This is a genomic window from Neisseria sp. P0009.S007, assembly GCF_051962515.1.
In genome coordinates, this window is record NZ_JBQCVF010001079.1 from 1 (window position 1) to 277 (window position 277).

1 protein-coding gene is annotated in these 277 nt (G+C 44.4%); it reads left to right on the top strand.

The window, feature by feature from the left end:
* Window positions 1-94: 94 nt before the first annotated feature.
* Window positions 95-277, top strand: a 183-nt coding sequence (locus ACTHS3_RS17825; protein WP_440368750.1) for a solute carrier family 23 protein, incomplete at its 3' end; no start/stop codon positions are given.

Sequence of the window (277 nt, forward strand, 5' to 3'; positions counted from 1 at the left end):
GGTATATTTAACGGACTATTTGTAAATTAATGTTCATTTATGGGGTGAAACTGTATAATTCCCGCCGTTTGAATTGATTTGACGAGGCTTTCTGATGAACCAGCTTAAATTGGCGGTTTCTGGCGCGCAGATTTTGTTTGTGGCGTTCGGGGCGATGGTGCTTGTTCCGCTATTGACCAAACTGAATCCTTCTTTGGCACTTTTAGGTGCGGGCATCGGTACGCTGCTCTTTCAAATAGTCACCAAGCGTAAAGTACCGATTTTCCTCGGCTCTTCT